Here is a 20,526-nt window from a genome sequence, read left to right on the forward strand (position 1 = left end):
AATCATCTAATTTCTTTATATTAGCTCCACTGGCTATATCACCAACATCACCCGTACCCTTAACAACCTTACTCTCCATATACTGATAAGCCTCTTTCAGAGAATACTGTCCTCCCCCTGAGGCATTTCCTACTCCAGCCATGGCAAAGCCTTTTCCCTCGCCTGGGATCCATTTGTATTCCAGTAATGTTTTTACTGCGTGCTGGCTCTTTTCATTCCCCTGCAAGAAGCTTGTTTTTACGGTTGTGGCACCTTTGTTCCATAGACTTCCGATTTTGTCGGCAAATCCTTTTGCTGTGGAGGCTACAAAGTTTACACCCTCTTTTACTTTGTGGCTCGCTGTTTTCATGCCATCGACAGTTACTTTTTAGTGCCTATTTTTCACTTTATATAATCTCAATTTAATATAATATTAACTTTTTTATTATATCTTATTTCTATACTAAGACGAAAAAAGCACTTGTTGCCTTTCAGAGACAATCAAGTGCTTTAAGTTCATATGTTTTTAAGTAGCATAAATTTGTAAGTTTTGTAGTAACAGTATGACACCTTTTACATGTCATGACAACTACTACGTTAAAACTTACGAGTTTGTACGAGTTCGTTAGTTTCGTATACATTCCGTGTGTTTATATTCATCACCCAGTAAAATTTCATCTCGCCTAAGCTCGTACCTCGTTTTCTTATTCTATCATTGCACATAGTACTCTATGATGGTACAACCATCATGAAGTATGTATTTTCAAACACACTATTATTTTTTCCTATCCACTTCACATATATTTTGTTTTTCATAGATTATAGTTAAAGCTTATATCCGTAAAAATATTTTTGTCCCTTTTCCCAGTTTTCACTTGAAAGTTCGTTTATATAGTCAATAAAATCTTTATAATTACTTGCACTAATAATAGTGTTGTAATCCGCAGGTACTCTTTTACCAGTCCAAATTGATAATAAAGATGGTATTAATTCCATTTTTAATTGCTCCTCATTATTAGCAGCAATCATAACCCGCTGAATCAATTTTTTAGCTAAGTCTCCAGGAAAAGCTAAATTCTGTTGAGAATAATAACTATTTGTATCCTTCTCCTGACAATACTTAAAATAAAAATTTCCAATTTCATCTATAGTTGCATCTTCACCAATTTGATCTTCAAAATTAATAAAGGAATCAATAGAGTCTCTTATAATAGTAGCTGTATCACTGAATTCCTCCCACTCTTCAAGTAAAGCCAATAAATATGGAATTACCTCAAGAGAAAGTGAGGTTGTGGCAGCTGATGCAAAAGTGTCTACTGTTTCTTCAGTTACCTCACTAAGAAAACGGAGATTATTTGAATCCCTTAAGTCTTCATGTGTTGCGACAGATAAAAATACTCTAATACATAAATTCAGAACCGCTTCATCTTTAGTCTGATTCATTAATTGAACTAATAGTGGTTTTTGAGTAAAATCCCCCGTTTTAAATAATTCTATTAAGTTAAATAAAACTTCCGTTTCTGTTACAGATTTTAAAATTTTTTCTTTTATTTCCGATTTAGTTAAAATTGTTTTTTCTCCAAACCATATACTATTCATAAGATTTCTCGTTTCTCCCATAAATGCACCTACTTTCATTAAATTATCTCTTTCCATTTTCTCGTTGCCATTTCAGAACTTTATTTTGAAAAACAGTAACCTCAGTATGTTGTGGATTATTACCAAATACAATAATCCCCTTCTCATTCTCATGTATTTTTAGTACCTTAGCATTTTCTTTACCATAACCCATTTCATGATAAAAATCCAAATTCAAATCATCAATTTGCTCTCGACGAATAGTCGATTCTCCTGTATTCTTTATATTTGAACTTACATTCTCTCCCCCAAAAGATAAACCTTGTACATGGTGACCTTTTTCAAGTTCCCCTCTTCTAACCAACGCTTGATAGTCTGCTCTTGCTTCCTTTAGTTCTTTACCCTTTACTATTGTAGATTCATCAGGATTAGGATACCAATCAGGGTTAGTTTCGTGTAATTTTTTTGCCTCATCATAATAAGGTCCATAAACATCCTTACTCGAAGAATTATTACCCGTACCCTTAACAACCTTACTCTCCATATACTGATAAGCCTCTTTCAGAGAATACTGTCCTCCTCCTGAGACATTTCCTACTCCAGCCATGGCGAAGCCTTTTCCCTCGCCTGGGATCCATTTGTATTCCAGTAATGTTTTTACTGCGTGCTGGATCTTTTCATTCCCCTGCAAGAAAGTTGTTTTTACGGTTGTGGCACCTTTATTCCATAGACTTCCGATTTTGTCGGCAAATCCTTTTGCTGTGGAGGCTACAAAGTTTACACCCTCTTTTACTTTGTGGCTGGCTGTTTTTATGCCATCGACAGCTGCTTTTTAATAGATACTTTTTATTTTCTCAATCTAACAAAATATTAACTTTTTTATTATATCTTATTTCTATACTAAGACGAAAAAAGCACTTGTTGCCTATCATAGACAATCAAGTGCTTTAAGTTCATATGCTTTTAAGTATGATAAATTTGTAAATCCTGTAGTAAAAGTATGACACCTTTTACATATCATAAAAACTACTACATTAAAACTTACGAGTTTGTACGAGTTCGTTAGTTTCATATACATTCCATGTGTTTTATATTCATCGCACAGTAAAATGTCATCTCGCCTAAGCTCGTACTTCTTTTTCTATTCTATCATTGCACACAGTACTCTATGATGGTACAACCATCATGGAGTATGTATTTTCAAACAGCCTATTATTTTTTCTGTCTTTTATTTAGTTAAATAGGATTATTCGGAAATTCACTATAATACTTATCGATTAACGCTTTATAATTTTCATCATTTGGTACTTCGCCTAAGTATTTATTTTTCCAAATAATCATTTGGTCACTAAAACTATATTCCGTATCAAACCAATTTGTATAATCATAATGTAACTTAAATTTCCCACTACTCTCTAGGGACATTGTAAAAGAATACCAAAGTTCCTGCTCATTATCTTTAAAAACCTTTCTAAGTTCCTTACTCAATTTATATAAAACATCTTCTTTTCTCTCAAATTCATTTTCATCAATTTGATATTTGAAAGGAATTTCTACACTATATTTATATTGCTTATTTTCAAGTGTATTATAAAAAAAGTAAGTTCCTCCCCCATTTTCTGATATTTGAGCATAAAAATAAAATTTATTCCAATCTTCTGGAATCATTTCATTAACTGTTTCAGCTATCTCTCTATATAATCTATTCATTTCCTTTTCCATACTCAACCTCCTGCTCTATTTTCAATGGTTTTCTTAAATATTCCTTTACCTTCAATTTCATAAACTACTTTATATGAATCTGGTCTTAATGAAGTCCCAACAAAAACTGGCTTAATTTTTACAGATACTTTTTTTGGTGGAATCTCTTTCAGAGCGTTTGCCCACTCAGTCTCCATCTTGTACCATTCTCCACCAGAGCGATTAATTTGCCTATTCTGAGCAAGCAAATTATCAATATCTCCCGAACCACGAAACTGAGTTCCTATCAAGTGTCCACCATCATCATCAACCAATCTATATTCTCGACCTGCTGCCACTTGCATTCCCGGGTTTCGCGTTCCTTTTTGAAGTATTAACTCTTCCGCATTTACATCTACTATTCTACCAAGTTCATCTGTTGTATACTTATAATTCTCCTCAGTAATATAACGTACGTTTGGTGCAAGTTCTTTCCTTCCATTCTTCCCTTTAATGATGTGTTCCCCAAAATTTTCTCCTGTTATTTCAGTTATCTCACTACTCTTACCCGTACCCTTAACAACCTTACTCTCCATATACTGATAAGCCTCTTTCAGAGAATACTGTCCTCCTCCTGAGACATTTCCTACTCCAGCCATGGCGAAGCCTTTTCCCTCGCCTGGGATCCATTTGTACTCCATTAATGTTTTTACTGCGTGCTGGATCTTTTCATTCCCCTGCAAGAAGGTTGTTTTTACGGTTGTGGCACCTTTGTTCCATAGGCTTCCGATTTTGTCGGCAAATCCTTTTGCTGTCGAGGCTACAAAGTTTACACCCTCTTTTACTTTGTGGCTGGCTGTTTTTATGCCATCGACAGCTGCTTTTCCAGCTTTTCCAGCTACCATTGTTACGCCTTCGCCTAGTTTTTTTCCTGCTTTTACAATCGTCTTGCCAAAGCTAGAAGCGACATACTTTATTCCTTTTCCAGCAAGACTTGCCACTTTTCCAACAGGAACAAAGTTTAGGAGCGTCCATCCTGCGGCAATGAGTCTTTCTTTTGTTGATAATTCTTTTCCTGTAATAGGGTCTTTACCGGTAACTGCACGAATTGCATCATTTACTCCGATGAATTCAGCTGCTCCTTCTATTCCCTTTTCCCACCATGATTTTTCATTTTTCTTTTCTTTTTGATGGGCTTCTTTCAATTTTTCATTTTGTTTCTTTTGATATTCTTCATCAGCTTGACGAAACTTTTGAGCGATACGCCGTAATTCTTTTTCTGTAACTTGTAAGTTACGTATGTAAGATTCCATGAGTCTCATTGATCTCATATATTCCCCATAAAAATGTTGACTCGTTGCTCCTTGCCATTGCATTTGAATACTAAACATAGATTGATTGAGATTTTGTTGTATGGTCTGGCTGTGTGTTTGCATCTCTGATATGTTTTTGGCAATTTGTTCGAGTTGTTCAGGTTTGACCTTAATTTCCAAACCTTCTCCCACCTTCCTCTATTTTATACCAAAAAGAAATAGAACTGCATCAATTTTTACTTATTCCCTTTAGAAAAAATATCAAAGATACTGTTATCACAAATCGCTTCAATTTCTTCCTTTACAAATAATTTTTGAAATTTTGTTCCTGGGTTTAATATTACATTTGCCTCTAAATCTATCGTCTTTAATAATTCAACTGCATTCATAGAGACATACGGACATTCTTCTGGAATAACCATTTCTAAATGTTTCAAATCAGAATACAGTGGTAACATTAATCCTTCTTCCATTTCAAAATAATGAATTTGCAATTGTGTATTTTCAGTTGAAATCAAATTTCCTTCTTCATCTACAGTTGTATCGCCCTCTACCGAAGCAACAACGTACAAATTTGATTTCTGTAATATCTCATAAAAACGAACTCTTTTTTCTTCATTCTGTAAAGCCTCCACTAACGCCTCATCTAATGGACAAATTTCTAGTAAACTCATTGAATTTCACTCCTTATGCGAAATAATTTCGCCATCTTACTCAAAGTAAGATGGCGAATATTAAATCTAATTATTTTTTAACGTTCATAGATTTAATTGTTTCTACATTCTCTTTTGCTTGTTTCGTTATTTCTCCATTAATAGCATTTGCATATTTATCACGACTTAAAAATTCAAAACATTTATATGCATTATTCGTGTCAGTTGCAGACATATATCCTGCACCTTTATTCAACATTTTTAGAGCTACCGTATTCATCCATTCTTTTGCATCTGCTTCTGGATATCCTAATTCCATAGAACGATAAGTTAATTCAATTGCTGAAGCTAAATCTTCAATCGTATCTTTATTACCGCTTACCTTTGCAGCTTCAAATGTACTCAAATACTCAATTGCCGCTTTTACCCCATCTTTAATTCCTAATTCTTCGATACCTGGTGTTTTATATAAAATTTGATAGTTGTTTAACGCTGATTTATATTGCGTTTTTTCTAACTGTTTTGCTTCTTTAATTACAAGACCAGCAACATTAGAAAATCCTGTTTTGTCAACAACACCGCGTGAAGCTGCTTGACCATAATAATGTAAAGCATTATAAAGGCTTGTTTGTCCTTCTTTATTTGCTTCATCACCTGCTAATTGCACAAGCTGAATTCCCTCCATTTTTTTTGATGCATTATCAATCATATTCATACCACTAATTTGGCCAATCGTTTTATCAATATCTTTTAACTGTGCAAGTAATGTGTATGATGGTAATAATGTTTTACCTACTTCACTTTGCCACCCTGTCTTTCCATTCATTTTATTCCATTCATTTTCTGTATCTGTCCATAATTTATTCGCATAATTAACCATTTCTTCTCTTGAACGTTCCAATGGGTGCTTTGTACGAATTGCATTTGCAATATTTAATACCGCTGTATAATATTCTCCATTATTTGCAGCATCGTTTGCTTTTCTTTCAAACATTAGCGGCATTAATAATTTATGAGATTCATCTTGAACAGATTTTTCTACTCTTGCCGTATTTGCTAATAAATTCGCTTTATTTATAGCATCTTCCACTTTGAAATTAGAATCTTTAATTTGTCCACGAAGTCCCTCTACAGCCGCACTAAATTGCTGTTCTAATTTTTCTTTTTGTTCTCCTGTTGCACCGTCAATATACTTATTTGCTAATAGTAAAGCATTTTCATATTGTGGATTCGCTGGATTTAAATAGGTTTCTATTTGATCGATTTCTTGACTAAATGGTTCAGATTTCACTTGTGCTTTTTGAGTACTTGAATCAATATTACTTGTTTTCTCGTTATTTTTGGCACCTTCAGTTTTTGCATCTTTTTGGTTTTTCTCAGTTGTTGTACTTGTTGCCTCATTTTCACTTACCTTTTCTTTTGTAACTGCATTTGCTTCATTACTTTCAGTATCTTCTTTTACTTGGCTTGCATTTTTTTTCGTTTCAGTTGTAGACTGCACTACTGATGTTTGGATATTAAGTTTCTGTAATTCTTCTTGCAATAGCTTGTTGAAAATATCTTCTACATCTTGATTCGCTTTTTCTACTAATGCAGGATTTACACTTTCAAATACTGATGTAACTAAATAAAATTTACTTAATGCTTGTTCTAAAGATGCCACATCCCCTGTATTTAGCCACTCTCTTTTTTCTTTTGTTGCTGTTTGATAAACTTTTTCTGCTACAGATTTAATATAATTCTTCTTATTTTCACTTAAATATCTTTGTAGCTCTTCTTGAGTGGTAACCGATTCATTCAGTACGTTCATTTGATTACGTAAATAGAATAGCGCTCTCTCATTTGAATATTCACCACTTGTAAGAATTTGTTCTACATTATCTAATGCTAACTTATGTTCAGCTATTGATTTTGATTTTGATGGTGTATTCAATTGGCTAACGAGCGTCCAGTCTTCTTTTTTACTATAGTAGTTCGTTAAATTATTTAATGCATTTTCATCCAGTTCTTTTTGACTCGTATAAAAATCATTAAAGAAAACAGATGAGTAGTATTTTCCATTTCCAGCGTACCACTCAACTAAAATATCTCCCGTTTTTGGTGATACTGTAATTGTTGGGTGTGTTGGTTTTGGTTCTGGATCTGGCTTTGGTTTTGTGTCTGTATCTGGTTTTGTGTCTGTATCTGGTTTTGTACCTGTGTCTGGTTTTGTACCTGTATCCGGTTTTGTACCTGTATCTGGTTTTGTACCTGTGTCTGGTTTTGTGTCTGTATCTGGTTTTGTACCTGTGTCTGATTTTGTGTCTGTATCTGGTTTTGTACCTGCGTCTGGTTTTGTACCCGTATCTGGTTTTATACCTGCGTCTGGTTTTGTACCTGTATCTGGTTTTTGTCCGTCTCCTTCTTGTACAGTTGGTTGCGGTTTATTATCATTCGCTTTTCCCGGTTCTGCCACAGGTCCCCCCATATTAGATGGCAAATCTAACTTTTGTGGAGTTGGTGCATCCGATAATTTAATTTGTGGATCTTTCTTTTCCACCGATACTTCATCTGGTTTATATGTTACTGGCGTAATTGGTGATTTATTATTCCCAATTAAGTCTGCTAAATTAATAGTTGGTTTTTCGCCGGGTTTTTCATCTTTTTTTGCAGGATCAGCGACTAAATTTGGGAACATAGACTGTAAATCGCCCCCTGTAATACGATCATCTTTTTTCTCTTCTGTATTACTTGCTAGTTTTACTGGTTCTTTTCCTGCTGTCTTAAAGCCTTTGTCATACACAAGGTATCCTGATGTTCCTAGTAATGCTACCGACATTACTGATATAGCGACTTTTTTCCCTAAGTTATTATTGTTTTCCTCCATGTCCTTTTCCCCTTTTCCTATCTTTATTGAATCCAACCGTTTGTTTTCATTTCTGTTAGCTTTTCTTGCGCGGCTTTTACTTCAGATTCATTTTCATTTGCTTGCACTGTTTTTCTTAAGAAACGACTTGCTTCCTCGTATTTTTTCTGTTTAATTTTAAACATCCCGAATGCAAAATTCACATGCGGATTTTCATCGTTTTGTGCGTATGCTTCTGTGAAAAGCTTCTCTGCTTCATTCCCTTGTCCCACTTTATCGTATAAAATCCCTATATTTACAAGCGTATTTATGTCGCGTGTTCCACTGCTGACAACTCTATTGTAAGCTTCTAACGCTTGCTGATATGCAGCAGTACTCTTTGCGCCATCTCGCGTTTCATAAAATTGACCCGCTTCGTAATACACAATTCCAAGTTGATTTAACAACTCAATATTTTTCATATCTTTTTGAATCGCTACTTGTAAAATGTGAGATGCTTGTTGATAATTCATTTCTTTCTTCGCACTATCAATTAAATTTGTTTTATTCCAAAGCACATATAAATTTGAAAGTTCAATTGTATATATCGGATTCTTTGAATCTTGCATAATAGCTTCTTTAAAGAAAGATTCTGCTTTGTCTAACTGTACAGTTGCGGTTGATAGTTGACCTTTTAAATACGAAACAATTGCCTTATCCTCATTTGTTTTCGTACTCATTTTGACAATAACATCTTCTGCCTTTTCAAATTCCTTCATTTTCATATGACTTACAGCTAAATCTCGCATTGCATCTTTTTTGTATGGTTCAATTCCTTTTGCATTATTCGCTAGCGCTTGTTCAAAATTTTGCACTGCTTCTTGATATTTTCCAATGCGGAAATTTGCTGAGGCTAATAGATAAGCAGCTTCATTATTTTCTTTATCTATTTCTCTATCTTTTATTAGTTTTGTAATATAATCGATTGCAATTTTATTTTTTCCTTCAGCAACGTAAATCGTTGCTAATTGGAGATAAGCCTCATCCTTACCCTTCACAGCAATTGCCTGTCCAACAGCTTCTTCTGCTTTTGTATATTTTTTATCATCATAAGCTTGTCGTGCTTGTTCCATAAACTTTTGATATTTCGCGTTTGTTGTATAGAAATAAAATAACGTTGAACCACCTATTACAACAACTGCAGTTGAGCCAATAATCAAAATTCGCTTCTTATTCTTTTTCCACCATGTAGAAAAAGCCGATGGTTCACTTTGTTCATGCGCTATTGTAAGTGGTTGATTCGATGCTTTTGCATTTAAAATCTCATCATCTATATCATATTCCACTTGTTTTTTTGTTTGTTTTCGGCTTTGTAGAATGCTATTTGGCACTGTAATTGTAGCTGCTACTTCTTGCTGCGACTGTGTTCCTTGCTCTTCTTCTATCTCTTTAATAATGCTTTCAATTTCCTGTTTTAACGCCTGATCAATGTTTGGAAATTGTACGATTCGTGAATAGACGAAACAAGCAAACGCTGCATTGTTTTCTCGTTCCAATTCAGTAGCTAATTCCAAATAATGTTGTAGGACCATTTTATTATTTATTTCAGGCTCTTGACTCTCCATAGTTTGAATGATATATGCGAGTTCTTTTTGCAGAGCTGTTGATGGATTGAGTGAATTGAAAATTATTTTATATTCATATAATGCCGCTTGTTTAAATCCTCTCTCTTCTAATAATCTTGCAATTTCCAAACATTTTGATACAAAAAGAGAGTGTTCTTCTGCTGACTGCCTTTCCGCATCAATTTTTATTCTTTCCCTCGCGCTATTAAATACATCGTACCACTGTGCAAAGCTTGGGCATTCTGCGAAAGAATTACTACTCCATGCCTGCTTAAATAATTTTGCAATTTCCCCGTTCCATTGATTATGTAATACTTGCTGAAGTAACGTATATCTTTCACATTCTGTCTGCATTTCTTCCGTTTTAAAGTAACTTGCATCCGTCCATTTTTTATTTCGAACTTCTTCACTACACCAACTTAATATTTCTCCTATTAAAATAGCACCTGCAAATCGATCGGCTTCTTTTTGCCATACTCCACTTGTCAAATACTTTGGTGCGTAACCCGCTGAACCTGCTGGCAATAATGAAGGTCTTTTCGTTTTTGGGCCATACATTTGCTCAACATCAACAAGTTCGATATTGTGTTGGCCTTCAATTGCATTTTCACTTAAGAAAGGTACAAGTACGTTGCTAGACGATAAATCATTATGAGCAACTTCATTTTCTTCCATCATTTTAAGTGTTGTAATAAATGCTTCTGCAATAAAGAAACATTGTTCTTTTGATAACATTCGTTGTTCTTGTAAAATATCAGCCCAAGTTGGACCTTCAATCCAAGGCATTACAATACTATTAGCAAGATCTTCTGATTTTTCGATAGCAGATGTATGTTCTTCTTTAGTAACGATATAGCGTGAACATACTTTCAGACCTGCTAAGGAAGAAAGTGGTTTCAGAAATGCTAGTTGATGTTTTTCCTCACGATAGCGTTCCTTAAAAACTTTTAATGCAATTCGTTCTACACCATTTTCCTGTTGTAATTGATAAACGGTTCCTTGCCTTCCCTCTTGGCCATAGGGCATTTCAATACCAATTACAGCTGGGTGTTTCTCAAAACGATAAACATCTTTATTAAGACTAATTTTTTCTCCTACTTCTGGTCGGAATCCCATTTTATCCCCTTACTCTCGTATAACAATTTTTCAAAAAAAGACCAGGAACAATAGCTCCTGGTCTTTTGCAATTGTTCTATTCTTAGTATGCGTTATCTGTGTTACGGAATTTATCAGCGATACGTTTTAAATCTGTTGAAATACCTTCTAAAATTGGAATGTATTGTTGCATTGCTTGTTTAGATTGGATAAATTCTCCACGGAACTTCGCTTGTGTTGCCCCAGCCCATTGTCCTTCTAAACTATTAATATCGCCTTCAAGTCTATTAATTTGACTTTGTGCTTCTCCTGCTGCGTTTTTAAAGTTTCCTGCGATTCTTTCAAGTTCTTCTGGTGTGATTTTAATTTCTGCCATCGTAATAATTTCCCCTTTCAAATCATAAATGATACAACAATTAGATTATAAACTATATTCATACAATTTTTAAAGAGTTAAATTACAAAAATATTCTATTTTCTAGTAATTTAACCCTATTTTAATATTATTTCACTTTTAATTCAGACCATTTCACACTAATTTTCTCTGTCATTGTGCGAAGTAAATGTAATGGTGTATATGCACATTTTATTTTTATTGGCTTTCTACGTATACAATATCCATCCCCACTTAATAATTCTTGATCCATTTCAGTATGTGGCAGTTTCATATTAAAGAAATACACATCGTTATTTTGTGTCGTTCCCAATAAATAACCAATACTTCTCTTTCTAATTTCCGCAAACCATTTTTCATGAGAATAGCTATTTAAACTAGACGTTGTAGCCGCTGTCATAAAGTGAATCCCTTTATTTTTACAGTTTTGGACTATTAGTTCCATTTTATTTTTTGCCTCATAATCAGTAGATAATACAGTTAACATTTGATCAATATCATCAATTGCAATGATTATTCTCTTATATGGAAACTCCACTGTTACGTTTGGATCTATAGAAGGCATTATTGGTTCTCTATTATTTATTAGCTCTAACAATTCATCTAACATTTCTTTTAATTGCATACCCTCTGTAACTTTCTTCTTCACATGAGGTAAATCTCCAAGAGCTAATAAGCCTGTAGGTCTTTCACCAAGGTCTACTAAGTATAGCTCAACCTTTTCAGGAGAGTATTGGTATGTAGTAGTGAATAGAAGTGTTTGTAATACCGATGTTTTTCCACCTTCTATTCTTCCCCCAATAAATATATGACTCATTTCATCTAAAGAAAAGCTTTGTAAGCGAATATCCTCTGTTTCTATACCTGCTGAAATTTGGGCTGTTTCTAATTTTTCAACCATATGCTCTACAAATATTTCTTTAGGTACCATTGGAATAGCTTTTGCTTTTTCACCATCCCATTCTCCATTCATTTTTTGAATAATTGTTTTTAATTGTTGAGAGTACTCAAGTTCACTTTCACCAATAAACGGCAATGCTGCTTGGAATAGTTCCGGCGGTTGCCCTTTCATTAATCCACGACCAACAGGAACTTCAATTAATGGGAATTTAGGTCTGCCTACTAAGTTATGGTATTCTGTTCCATCTTGCAATTCAAATGTAAGTGCCATCGGTATATTATTACGAACACGATCGAACATATCAATTGTTTGATTCAGAGAGAAATAGAAATAAACTCCGTATGTACTTGATTCACGCAATAATAATTCTAATACTTCATTTTCTTTCTCGAATTCATTTTTGAATCTTATATAACCATCTACCATTACTACTATAGCTGGTATTTTCTTTTCCACCATTCGGTTATACATAGAGAATGACTTTGCACCGATATTAGAAAAACTCTCTTTTCTATGCGTGATTTCCTTCTTTAAAAATCCAAATAGACGTTTCATTTTCTCATTTTCGCCTTCTTGTATAATCCCGCCTATATGAGGTAAGTCTCTAAAATCTAAGAACATTCGACCAAAATCAATAACATAGAAATTCACTTCTTCTGGTGTGTGCGATACAGCTAAAGACATAATAATTGTTTGCAACATCGTCGTTTTCCCTGTACCTGGCATACCATAAATATTTAAATGCCCTTCTTGTAAATCTAACTTCAGAGGAAATTGTGCTTGATTTGCAACATCATCAATTAATCCTACTGTTACTTGTAAATATTCTTTCGGTTTATTCCACTCAGCAATTGTCCAATTTTCCATAGCATAAAATTCTTTTAACAATAATTTTTCCGGTAATGGATCCAGCCAAGGTCCTGGTAATGCTTTAATATTTTCTTTTTCTGATACGCTCTGTACATATTGAATAAAAGCTTGTAATTGCTTTGGACTATTTGTCATTGGTTTTGGACGCTTTTTCACTTTTATTCTTTCACCGGAAAGCTTCACTTCTGTAAAGTCAACAATATCAAGAACTTTCTCTTCATCTGGATTATAAGGTGCTCCACTCCATGCAGATTGGAATAATTCCAATACTTCATTGCTACCAACTTGAAGATATCCTCGCCCTGGTACATTGATTTTAGATGCATCTGGAATCTTTAACATTTCACGACTATCCGCGTCATCTTGTACACGTAAACAAATTCGAAAACGTGAGTTACTCCAAATCTTGTCATTTACAACCCCTGAAGGTTTTTGAGTTGCTAATAATAAGTGAACTCCTAATGTCCTTCCTATTGCAGCGACACTAATTAGCTCGTCCATAAATTCTGGTTGTTCCTTTTTCATTTGAGCAAACTCATCAATAACAATAAATAAATGTGGTAAAGGTTCTTTTTCACGCCAGCTTGTTTCATAATATTCATCTAGATGCTGAACATTTCCAGCTTGAATGAATAATTTTTGTCTCCGTTCTAGTTCTGCCTTTAATGAAATTCTGGCACGCTCAATTAAGTTCGGGTCCACTAAGTTCGTAATAGATGCAATAATATGCGGTAATCCCGCAAATGTGTTTGACATCCCACCACCTTTATAATCGATAAGCATAAATGCCATCTCATGAGGGTGATAGGTTGCTGCTAACGCTGCTATTATAGACTGAATTACTTCACTTTTTCCTGATCCTGTTGTACCAGCCATTAGACCGTGTGGACCATGCCCTTTTTTCTCTATTTTATCGTGAATATTTAGAAAAACAGGTTTACTTCCTTCTCTTACCCCAATTGGAACCGGTAATGAAGTCGGATATCGATTTTCTTTCCATCTCTCTAGCACTTGTAAATCTTCCATATTTTTAGCTTGAAACAAGTCTAAAAATGTTAATACTTTCGGAATGTTGGCTGCTGTAGAACTTTTCATTCGAATTGGAGCAATGCTTCGCGCTCCTAGTTCACATCGCTCGAATGAAAGTCGATCCACTTTAAAACTAGCACGCGTTGTTCCACTATTTTCAGCTGAGCTTGAAAACGTTTCTACTAACTCACCATTTTCTCCATTTAAGCTTATTACAAGATCACATTCCATCGGTAAGCGTTCCTTTTGTTCCGCAAAAATAAATGTAGAAGCTCCTACACTTTCACCTTCTCTAAGTAACATTGGAGTTAAAGGATCATCTTCTAAAAATTCTCTCGCTGATAAGAAAAATACATACATCGGAATTAAGGGAACTTTTGCATCTGCTTGCGCAGAAGAATTATAGATTCTACGCATATTAAGTGGGGTAAATAGTACTTCAGCTAGTTTCTGTGCATCTTGTTGATTTTCAGATAAAAAGCGCATACTTCTCTGTTCATCCCATACGTGAGGAAGCCACCTCATCCAATCCCACTGCTTTTTCTCCTTCTCATGATAAAAGGCTGCTATTTTCACTTCATTCGGTGCATGATGCGTCATAATTTGTGTCGTTACAATTCGAATAAAGTTTAGTCTATCTTCTTTATTTCCGACTACACCAATTACATCATTTTTTTTCAAAGAAATTGAAATATGGCCATTCGGTATCGTATTGAAATCCCTTTTCACATTTTGTGCTTCTGTAACTAATGGATTTTCTTCGTAACCTTTCTGTTCAGGCACCTTCAATTCTACAAGGAATGGTCTTTCTCCTGTACCAATACGAATATCTAAAAAGTCTGGACTTTCAGGTGTTCTCTCCCACAAATTACTTTCCCTGTTTTCAATTCTTTGTACACTTTTTAATGGGCTTGGATTTTGTGTAATTAAATATTTTGCTTGTTCAACCTTTAACGTATCTAATTCCACTCGATGCTTTTGAATTTGCTCTAAGTATCTTGTTTGTAATTGTTCAACCATTTGACGATGTTCTTTCTTTTTACGGAAATGCCCCATTGTTGTAATTACATATGATCCCAACATTGGAATACTTGAAACCATCATTAATGGCATATAACTTGAATTCATCTTCATAAATTTCATCATTACAAAATATAATACCAATGTTAAAACCGTCATCATTGCTGGTAGTAACATTGTTTCAATTGAAAACTTCGGCTCCTCCGGTATATTCGGTGGATCATGAATAATAACATCCCCTGTTGGTATATCTACTTTCACACGCGGAGAGCGTTGAAAATACGGTGATTTTTGCACAAAACATTTCTCCTTCCCCATCCAAAAACTATTACTCAATGATTTTCCATACATAATCTTCTTCACTAGAAGACATATCTTGTTTAACAGGTTCATTATAAACTTCTTCTGCTGGCATCATTTCAAAAGAAGGGATAATTGCTCCTTTTTTATGTAGCATTACATATTGTCCATCCCACACATCATTATCGCGCAACGTTTCATCATTTCGAATAGAATGCCACTCTTCTTTATCTTTTGCCACTCTAATTTCATAGATCCCGCTCAATGCTTCATCTATTTTTTCATGATGTAAAATCGCTTCAATAATTTGTACCACTTTTACGTCATTTGGAATTGCAATATCAATTTCTTCATTTGACTGTTTTATGTATGTCACAATAATCTCTTCCACGTTTATTCACCTTTTTTCCATCGTGTTTATTACCAAGAAACATCTAAAAATGAAATATCATCGCTTGTCGGAGAGTTCTGTGCCCTCTCAATTTCTTTTAACACTTCCTCAACGTTATACTGCTTAAGCAGCGTAAGTCCGTCTGAGTGAATAACTATCCGATTCGCTTCTTGTCTAGATAATGTCTTTGAAAAAACCGCCAATTCCCCACCAATAATGCCTCGCCGTGTAGACCATCTTTTCTCTATATTTCTCTCAAACTTCACTACATTCGAACAATTCTCTTTATCTTGAAACAATTGTACAAAGGAATCGCCATGTGTAACTATCGTTATTTGTACTTTATCTTGATTTGGAATAAGTTCTATTTTCCCACCAATAAACATAGCTTCACTACCTTGTTTTCGCTTTTCCTCCAAGACATCGCGAAGTAACCACGGTGTTTGTTCTGGCAATCGAAATGCATTCACTTCCTCTGAAGCTTCTTCTATCCAATTATTTAACTGTTCATTTAATAATGTAGCAATATCCAGTCCACTTCCTTGACATGTATCAAACAAGTTTACTAACTTCATACCAAGAAATTCTGCAGCAATTTCACCATGAAAAGACAGCCCTACACCATCACATAACGCAAATATGAAACTAGTTCCATTATCTTGAAATGCTAGGAAGTCTTGTCCACCCTCATTTAAATCCTGCGTTTCCTTTGCTCTTACATAGCTATATCGATATGTAAAATGTTTCATTTTCTTTTCTTGCAATACCGTTTCTTTCTTTTGCGAGAGGATATATTTCACCATACTCCCCCCTCCTATCGAACCGGCGTTGCGGCAGACATTTGAAATCCAAGTGATACTAAGTCAGCATTTGTCCCAGGAAACATCATCACAGCACCATCTGCAATATGAAACCCATGTTCCGTCATCATCTCACGATAGCTTTGAGGGATAGGTGATGAAAGTCTTTGCAACTTTGCACCATATTCATCTGTAATCTCTGTATTTGGCATAATCCCTTCCCACTTCTTTATATTAGAAATTTGCTCTTGCATAATTTCATCTGAAATAAAAATATTTTCAATTAGTACGTTTCCATCAGGTACAGACATATTCATAATTCTTCGTACAATTAATTCTGGATCTTCACCAGTTGAAGCCCCATCTGTCATATGACAAACAACAGGGGCTGGTCCATCTTGTAAATTTGGTAATTCCTTTTGCAATAACTTCTCCACTACAGAGAAAGCTTTTGCTGTATCAGTTAAACGATGCGTTTGAATTTTTTCTAATGGGCGCAGTCTTGCTACCTCATCTATTGTTTTCACACCACCCAATAAATCAAAAACATGATCGCTATAGGCTAAAATAGATAACTTATACCTTGGAAGCAGACGACTACCTTTTGTTGAACGAAATACCATTTGGCGAATCGCTAAAGAAAGAGCATCCGTTACAATATCAATTCTTCTTTTTTCTTCTCCGCCTGCATCCATCATTTGGTTCATTGATGCGCTTACATCAAGAAGATAAATTATATAAGCTGGTGTTTGTTGTGTTGCTTGAGTTTGATATAACATGTTTCATACCCTTCCATACATTATTATATGAACTTTTTTTATATTCATATTTCATTATAACTTATGAATTTTCTTTTTCTCAATTCATTATAAAATGTTCTTAATATAATTTACATATTTTCACACAAAAAATATTATTATTCTCTTCCACTTTTATTAAAATGCAAAGTACCCTTCTATACTATAGAAGGGTACTCATGTTATGGTATAAGACGCGTACAATCTCTTGGAAAAGCACTCGCTTCTCTCACATTCGATAATTCTAAAAATTTATATACAACTCTCTCTAATCCAATTCCAAAACCACCGTGCGGGGGACAACCGTATCGAAATGTATTTAAATACGAATGAAATTTATCGGGATGTAATCCTTTTTCTTTAAAAGAAGCTAGTAACATTTCATAATTATGAATTCTCTGTGCCCCTGATGTTATCTCTAAACCTTTATATAGTAAGTCAAACGAATCAGTAATAGTTGGATTCTCGTTATTCGGCATCGTATACATCGGTCTCGCTTCTTTCGGGTAATGTGTAATGAAAACAAACTCACTCTTATATGTTTCCTTCACATATTTCCCTAGTAGCTTTTCACCTTCTGTATCTAAATCCCCAATTGGCGATTCTTTCCGATACTTACTTTTCAAGATTTCTTGTGCTTGTAACAATGTAATTTTCGGTATTTCAGTAATAACAGGTACTTCTATTTGTAATAGTTGTAGTTCTTTTTCACAATTTCTTGCTACTTGTTGAAGCATATATCGTAAAACATCCGTTTCTAATTGCATCACTTCATGAAAATCATGAATAAATCCAAGTTCTACGTCTAACGATATATATTCATTCAAATGACGGGAAGAATTATGATGCTCTGCTCTGTAAACAGGTGCAATTTCAAAAACACGTTCTAGCCCGCCAGCTACCATCATCTGTTTATAAAACTGTGGTGATTGAGCTAAATACGCTTCTTTTTGGAAGTATGGCAACTTAAAAACATTTGCTCCTCCTTCTGCCCCTTGCGAAACAATTTTTGGAGTAAATATACGTGTGAAATCGTTCTCTATAAGGAATTCACTAAAACTCTGGACGAGCGTAGATTTCACTTTAAATATAGCCGCGATTCGCTCATGTCTTAATGATAATACCCGTTCATTCAGTAGTTGATCTAAGCCAACTTGTAACTTCTTTTTATTTATTTCAAATGGAAGTGGTTCTGCCCCATTTAATATTTTCACTTCGTGAGCAAGCACTTCAATCCCTAATTCTGTTTTCGAAGTCTCTACTATTTGGCCTACGACTTGAACAACGCTTTCTACATCTACTTTAAATCCAGCTAGCTTGTTTTCTAATACGCATTGCATAACCCCTGATCGATCCCTTATTAATAAAAAACTAACATTACCTAGATGACGAATCTTTTTTACCCATCCTTGAAGTAATACAACTTTCCCGCTTTGCTTTGTACATTCTTTTGTGAGTGAACGCTTCATTATTGGATCCATTACATTTCCCTCCAGTAATTTTATATTTATTTACGTTATTGTTGTTGTCATCGTCATCATCCACGGTCACTCACCTCCTTTCAAAGAATACAAAAATCCGCCCCTATAAATAGGGACGGATTTTTCCGCGGTACCACCCAAATTGTCATAATGACCATCTTAGTCCTGATAACGGTAGGTACCGTTTGCTTTTACTAATTATCACGTTCAAAGCAACACTCACAGGTGTCTTTCCATCATGCGGTATCACAATCTTCTCAGCAACCGATTGCTCTCTGTAGACCTTTGCATCATGTACTTTTCCTGATCATCACTTTTTATATTTACAGAGTATTCTATCTCTTTGTTTTATAAAACGCAAGTCTTTTTAAATATATTTTGATTTTTCAAATCCACTTTTGTACAATCTCCTCTAAAGCCATTCCACGTGAGCCTTTTAATAATACAACATCATTTTTCGTTATAACTTTCAATATTTCCTCTGCTATCTCGGCTTTATTATCAAATGATTGTACTTTTCCTGCATGATAGTTCTTTCTTGCTTCTTCCGCTACGATTTCAGATAACGCTCCATACGTAAATACATATTGAATGCTCTCCTCATTTAACATTTTACCAATTTCTCTATGATATGTTTCACCTTTCTTCCCTAACTCCAACATATCCCCAATCACTATCATTTTTTTCTCATAGGCATTTAATTTCTGTAACGTTTCAATTGCAGCCTTCATTGAGGAGGGACTTGCATTCCATGCATCGTTAATAATTGTAAAACCTGTTTTAGCAGTTAAAAACTGAAAGCGCATTTGTGTAATATTTATTTGCTGCAATGCTTCTTGTATCTTTTCTGTAGGAACATTGTAAAATTGCCCTACAGCAATTCCAACGATCGCATTTAAAATATTATGCTTTCCATGTAAAGGAACATCATACTTCACTTTTGTTGAATCATTTAATTTAAAGTGAACACCATATTCATCTAATTGTACGTTTGTTGGAAACAAATCATTTGTATACTTTCCACCAAACGACTTACTTTCTATACCTAGCATATTAATATTTTGAGAAAGTAATGGCTCATCACCATTATATAAGAACAGTCCACCGTCATGTAATCCGTCTACAATTTCAAATTTAGCCTTCGCAATCTCTTCTCTTGATCCAAGCGTTTCTAAGTGTGACTGTCCAATCATTGTAATGATCGCTACATCTGGCTGTGCGATTCGTGATAAATTTCGAATTTGTCCTTTTTCACTCATTCCCATTTCAAGTATTAAAAACTCAGTATTTCGTTTCATTTCTAAAATTGTTAACGGCAAACCGATTTGACTATTAAAATTACCTTTTGTTTTATGCACTCTATAAGTTGAACTTAAAATACCTCCTATTATATCTTTTACCGTAGTCTTGCCATTACTACCTGTAATTCCTATTACTTTTACATTTAGCTCTCTTCGATAATGCTGTGCCAATTGTTGCAAAGCAAAAAAAGTGTCATCTACAAATATAATTGGAATCCCTTTTGGCGGAGTACCGTAAGACTTTTTCCATAAGGAAGCAACAGCTCCATTATCCATTGCCTCTTTCACATACTCATCCCCATCTTTCACCCTAATGATTGGAACGAATACATTTCCTTCTTTCATATTTTTGGAATCTATGCAGACACCATGCATCTCGATAAGATGAAACGAGTTTTGTAATCCTTCTCCATTTACTACCTTTTCAAGTTTTTTTAAATTCATTTGAATCAAAGTATCACCTTTTTCCATTTAATTACATATTTTCCGTTTTAT

General features: G+C 34.5%; 13 protein-coding genes, 2 pseudogenes and 1 other annotated feature. All 15 genes and pseudogenes read right to left on the reverse strand.

Annotated features, from left to right (window positions below; translation table 11 throughout):
- Window positions 1-43: 43 nt before the first annotated feature.
- Window positions 44-367: pseudogene (locus tag MR079_RS08910) on the reverse strand (WXG100 family type VII secretion target); the annotation flags it as partial.
- Between the two features lie 437 nt (window positions 368-804).
- The gene (gene imm47 / locus MR079_RS08915) at window positions 805-1,617 is read right to left on the reverse strand and encodes an Imm47 family immunity protein (protein ID WP_242293895.1); all 813 of its coding nucleotides are present in this window, start codon (window positions 1,615-1,617) and stop codon (window positions 805-807) included.
- 4 nt (window positions 1,618-1,621) lie between these two features.
- Window positions 1,622-2,389, reverse strand: a pseudogene (locus MR079_RS08920) (hypothetical protein); the annotation flags it as partial.
- 404 nt (window positions 2,390-2,793) lie between these two features.
- Window positions 2,794-3,279, reverse strand: coding sequence for an antitoxin YezG family protein (locus tag MR079_RS08925; protein ID WP_242293896.1), 486 nt, complete (start codon window positions 3,277-3,279; stop codon window positions 2,794-2,796).
- A 2-nt stretch (window positions 3,280-3,281) separates the two neighbouring features.
- Window positions 3,282-4,730 (reverse strand): WXG100 family type VII secretion target, encoded by a 1,449-nt coding sequence (locus MR079_RS08930; RefSeq protein WP_242293897.1) that lies wholly within the window; start codon window positions 4,728-4,730, stop codon window positions 3,282-3,284.
- Window positions 4,731-4,786: 56 nt separating this feature from the next.
- Window positions 4,787-5,224, reverse strand: a complete 438-nt coding sequence (locus MR079_RS08935) for an SseB family protein (protein WP_061402737.1) — start codon at window positions 5,222-5,224, stop codon at window positions 4,787-4,789.
- 70 nt (window positions 5,225-5,294) lie between these two features.
- Entirely contained in the window at window positions 5,295-8,069 is a 2,775-nt protein-coding gene (locus MR079_RS08940; RefSeq protein ID WP_242293898.1) for a hypothetical protein, read from the reverse strand.
- A gap of 23 nt (window positions 8,070-8,092) precedes the next feature.
- Window positions 8,093-10,768 (reverse strand): tetratricopeptide repeat protein, encoded by a 2,676-nt coding sequence (locus tag MR079_RS08945; protein WP_242293899.1) that lies wholly within the window; start codon window positions 10,766-10,768, stop codon window positions 8,093-8,095.
- 82 nt (window positions 10,769-10,850) lie between these two features.
- Entirely contained in the window at window positions 10,851-11,123 is a 273-nt protein-coding gene (locus MR079_RS08950; RefSeq protein WP_000807831.1) for a WXG100 family type VII secretion target, read from the reverse strand.
- 127 nt (window positions 11,124-11,250) lie between these two features.
- Window positions 11,251-15,258: a type VII secretion protein EssC gene (essC, locus tag MR079_RS08955; protein WP_242293900.1), complete on the reverse strand. Its 4,008-nt coding sequence runs from the start codon at window positions 15,256-15,258 to the stop codon at window positions 11,251-11,253.
- 31 nt (window positions 15,259-15,289) lie between these two features.
- Window positions 15,290-15,652 (reverse strand): EsaB/YukD family protein, encoded by a 363-nt coding sequence (locus MR079_RS08960; protein ID WP_000391141.1) that lies wholly within the window; start codon window positions 15,650-15,652, stop codon window positions 15,290-15,292.
- A gap of 29 nt (window positions 15,653-15,681) precedes the next feature.
- On the reverse strand, window positions 15,682-16,455 hold the full coding sequence (locus MR079_RS08965; protein ID WP_242293901.1) for a PP2C family serine/threonine-protein phosphatase: 774 nt from the start codon (window positions 16,453-16,455) through the stop codon (window positions 15,682-15,684).
- 11 nt (window positions 16,456-16,466) lie between these two features.
- On the reverse strand, window positions 16,467-17,231 hold the full coding sequence (locus tag MR079_RS08970; RefSeq protein ID WP_044792564.1) for a vWA domain-containing protein: 765 nt from the start codon (window positions 17,229-17,231) through the stop codon (window positions 16,467-16,469).
- Between the two features lie 200 nt (window positions 17,232-17,431).
- Entirely contained in the window at window positions 17,432-18,730 is a 1,299-nt protein-coding gene (gene aspS, locus MR079_RS08975) for an aspartate--tRNA(Asn) ligase (protein ID WP_139867388.1), read from the reverse strand.
- 108 nt (window positions 18,731-18,838) lie between these two features.
- Window positions 18,839-19,050: a binding site (T-box leader), on the reverse strand.
- A gap of 66 nt (window positions 19,051-19,116) precedes the next feature.
- Window positions 19,117-20,502 carry a UDP-N-acetylmuramoyl-tripeptide--D-alanyl-D-alanine ligase gene (locus MR079_RS08980; RefSeq protein WP_242293902.1) on the reverse strand — a complete coding sequence of 462 codons (1,386 nt, stop codon included), beginning with the start codon at window positions 20,500-20,502 and terminating at the stop codon, window positions 19,117-19,119.
- Between the last annotated feature and the right edge of the window lie 24 nt (window positions 20,503-20,526).

This window comes from Bacillus cereus group sp. BfR-BA-01381 (genome assembly GCF_022663555.1).
Lineage (GTDB): Bacteria > Bacillota > Bacilli > Bacillales > Bacillaceae_G > Bacillus_A > Bacillus_A pacificus.